General features: G+C 53.9%; 4 protein-coding genes. All 4 read left to right on the forward strand.

What is annotated here, in order from left to right; all coding sequences use genetic code 11:
- The first annotated feature begins 155 nt into the window (after positions 1 to 155).
- Complete coding sequence (locus BLV85_RS14380; RefSeq protein ID WP_090415910.1) at positions 156 to 1,565, forward strand: surface carbohydrate biosynthesis protein; 1,410 nt, start codon at positions 156 to 158, stop codon at positions 1,563 to 1,565.
- 211 nt (positions 1,566 to 1,776) lie between these two features.
- Positions 1,777 to 1,911 (forward strand): hypothetical protein, encoded by a 135-nt coding sequence (locus BLV85_RS15865; RefSeq protein ID WP_281245766.1) that lies wholly within the window; start codon positions 1,777 to 1,779, stop codon positions 1,909 to 1,911.
- Positions 1,908 to 2,105, forward strand: coding sequence for a hypothetical protein (locus BLV85_RS14390; RefSeq protein WP_090415912.1), 198 nt, complete (start codon positions 1,908 to 1,910; stop codon positions 2,103 to 2,105). The genes BLV85_RS15865 and BLV85_RS14390 overlap by 4 nt, the downstream gene beginning before the upstream one ends.
- A gap of 108 nt (positions 2,106 to 2,213) precedes the next feature.
- Positions 2,214 to 3,296 (forward strand): hypothetical protein, encoded by a 1,083-nt coding sequence (locus tag BLV85_RS14395; protein WP_090415913.1) that lies wholly within the window; start codon positions 2,214 to 2,216, stop codon positions 3,294 to 3,296.
- Positions 3,297 to 3,624 lie beyond the last annotated feature (328 nt).

The following is a 3,624-nucleotide window of genomic DNA, read 5'->3' on the forward strand; positions in this document are numbered from 1 at the left end:
ATCGCTATTGATTATAAAAGAATTTTTTTCTGATTTAGAGCAAAAATGGGGGGTTTTGGGTGGTTTTGGGGGAAAAAGCTGCGAACTTGGGTTAACATATTGTCATAAAAAGAATAAATTGCTATTTTCATGTTCGATCAATTGAGATTGCCAGGATGAACAATCAAGCATCAGCGTCAACCCTCATTATTCCGGTAGAAAGTCAGGTGCGCGAACTCGATGCCAAACTGCTGTTGTCATGTGTGGCGGCAGAACGGGGTTTTCCGGTCATCATGGGCTCGCGTGCCTATACCCATTTCCAGGTGGCTTCCATTCCGCGTGGGGTTTATCTGGCCAAAAGCATGCGCAGTCTCAGCAACGCAATGTTTACAATTCTGCGGCAGCTTGGCCACGAGATCGTGGCCTGGGAAGAAGAGGCGCTGGTGCACCCGCCAGCCGATACTTATTTCACCCAGCGGCTTTCTCCTGTGACAATCCGGCAAGTCGCGCAGATGTTTGCCTGGGGGCAGGAAAATGCCGATCTGATACGGCAGTATCCTGCATTGCCGGAGAATATGCCGATACATATTACCGGCAACCCGCGGGGGGATATGTTGCGGCCAGAGATCCGGCCTTACTTTGCGAGCGAGGTGGAAAAACTGCGTGACCGCTATGGGGACTTCCTCCTGATCAACACCAATTTCAGTGGTGTGAATCCGTTTATTCCGAACATCGGTTTGTTTCTGCCAGCCAAGGGGCTCTGGAAAAAGCGTGCGCGGCTTGGCCAGCCCGGTATGGGAATGAGCCGGGAATTCGCCGAGGGACTGCGCAACCATAAACTGGCCGTTCTGGCGGACTTCAAACAAATGATCCCGGCGCTTGAGCATGCATTTCCCAGTTTGCGCATCGTGGTCCGCCCCCATCCCAGTGAAAGCCTCCAGATCTATCACGAGATCGCCGCACAATGCCAACGGGTGGTGGTGGACAATCAAGGTAATGTCATCCCCCGGCTGCTGGCTGCCAAAGCACTGGTGCACAACGGTTGCACGACCGGGCTCGAGGCCTACATGCTGAGGGTGCCCGCCATTTCTTACCTGGCCTCATTGAATACGTATTACGACTATGATTTCCAGGGTCTGCCTACCCGGCTCAGTCATCAGTGTTTTGATTTCCAGGCGCTGATGGATACGTTATCCGGCATTCTGGCCGGTGAGCTGGGCGCCGCGGCGGGGCGCGAGCGCCAAGAACTGATCGACTACTATCTGGCTGCGCAAAACGGCCCGCTTGCTTGTGAACGCATGGTCGATGTGCTGGAAGCCAGCGGTTACCGCAACCAGCAGCCGCCAGCCAGACCGCTGGGCACATATCTTCAGGGATGGCTGTCCGCGCGCCTGAAAGCACTGCTGACCGACTTGTATATGCGCCGCCCCGGCCCCAACCGGCTGGCCTATCACAGCCACCGTTTTCCGGCGCTTACGGTTGCGGAAATCGAATCGAGAATTGCGCGGTTTGGCGAGTTGTTGCATCGCTTCGATAAGGTCAAAGTGGCGCTGCACTCTAAGCATGTTTTTAGAATCAGTGTTTAATCCAAGCAGCTGTTTGGACATTTCCGTTTTAGGCCCATTTTTTCAACGTCATATCCATTGCGGCGATGCATTGTCGATGGAAAGTGTCTGGATGGCTGCGGCCCGTTGGGCCTCGTCATGAACGGTGCTTCAAGTCAAGCAAATTCTGGAGAAAAACAAATATTTTTTGTCACAGGGGGGGCAGGGTGGCACCTGTGCACCGGTTCTTGTTATGCGAGCTGATTTGCTGGCGGTGGTCAGAGTGTTTGACGGCGCGCAAGTGCCCCGTTTGGCGAACGGCGGAAGTGGCGCGGCAATCCAGCCGATTGTCAATAATTTCGCCTTGAATGCCAGGTATGTTAAATGACAACTATCATCTTTCTGATAATCGCAACCGCTGTGCTGGTTGGTGGGCTGGTTTGGCGCCGTGCGCGCCGATCGCAGCAATCAGGGGCATGGTCAGGCGCATTCATTGCTGTCGTGCTGGTGCTCAGCTTGTCGTTCATTGTATGGCTGGCTATCATGGTGCTGGCAGTCGGCCCGGCCATGCGTGAAAAATAACTGCGTCTGGAATCAGGCCGCAATCCATTCGTAATTGTTCTTTATTCCACCCTTTCCTGCAGGCATTATTGCTTATGCTCACTATCACGCAACGGAATCCCAGGGTGTATGGCGAATTTTATTCGAGACGGCTCGATGGTGTTGCTGCTATCCCTCAGCCTGTGGCTGGCGGATGATGGCAATGCCCATGCGCATACGCATGATGAGGGAGAGGCGTATGCGCCCAGCGAGATCGAGCCGCAGGCAAACAGCGGTGACGACGCGCATGAAGATGCCGAGGACAGGCTATGGATCGACACAGTGCAGTTTGCCGTGACCTCGACCGTGGATGCTGCAGCACGCTGGGTCGATCGTTTTTTTGGTGATCCACGCTGGTTTGATGACCAGCCGGCCGATGATCCCATGCTGGCCACATCGGTTGGACGTTTGTCGGTCGGTCCAACCTGGGATCAGGCCGATGGCTGGGGTGTGATCTCAAATCTACGGGCACGTTTTTTTCTCCCTTACCTGGAAAACCGCTTCTCGGCAGTGGTCGGCCGATTGGGGTTCGATGAATTCATGACTGGCGATGACAGCGCCCGGCCTGGATTGTTGCGCGAACCGGGCGCTGACAATGAATGGCTGCTCGGGCTCGGCTATGATCCTGTGATCCAAGAACGGCGCAGGCTTTCATTCGGGGCGGGTTTCCGGGGCGGGCTGAGTTTTGATCCCTATCTGCGTGTCCGCTACTTGATGCAAAGCGAATTGAGTGATCGCAGTCAGTTGCGTTGGCAATCGGTCGTTTTCTGGCGCAATAGTGATGGTTTTGGAGTGTCACAACGGCTTGATTACGAGATCAGTTTCGGCGAGCGCTGGCTGGGGCGCTGGTCTGGCCGCGGCATTTTCGCTCAGCAAACCGACGGATTCCGCTGGCGTACATCCGGCAGCCTGTTTTACCTGTATTCCAATGACCAGGCCTATGCCGGAGAAATCTGGGCCCGGGGCGAAACCGCCCAGGCGGTGCCAACCGAGGATTATGGCGTGCGTGCGATCTACCGGCAGCGCTATCTACGCGAATGGTTTTTCGTCGAGCCCTGGGTGGGCATGCATTGGCCACGCGAGGAGCTCGATCAGCATCGCAAGGCTTCCTGGATCGTTGGCCTCCGGCTTGAAATCATTTTTGGACAATCCATCATGCAGCGTGAGCCTTGAATTGTTTCAAGCAGACAGGCAATTTTTGGATGGGATCGGGGATATTTTGTCCTATTTGAAAAGCTGTTTGCTATTTCCCATTTAATAAGTGGGTTTCTTCAGTGTGATGGCGATTACGATAATGCATGGTTGCCAAAACAAACCTACGGGTGGCACCAGCGATGACTTGCTGCCAAGAGATTCCTTGCATGGCTGAAAGTGATTATGAAAAGCCCGGGCAAAATAACACTGGAACTAGTACCCAAAGCTTGAAATATATCGGATAATTTGCCATTTTTTTGATTGAACAAGCAAAAATTGCATGGCCCGCCCTTTATTCCCACTGACG

Origin of the sequence: Nitrosomonas halophila (genome assembly GCF_900107165.1) — a bacterium.
In the GTDB taxonomy this organism is placed as follows: Bacteria; Pseudomonadota; Gammaproteobacteria; order Burkholderiales; family Nitrosomonadaceae; genus Nitrosomonas; species Nitrosomonas halophila.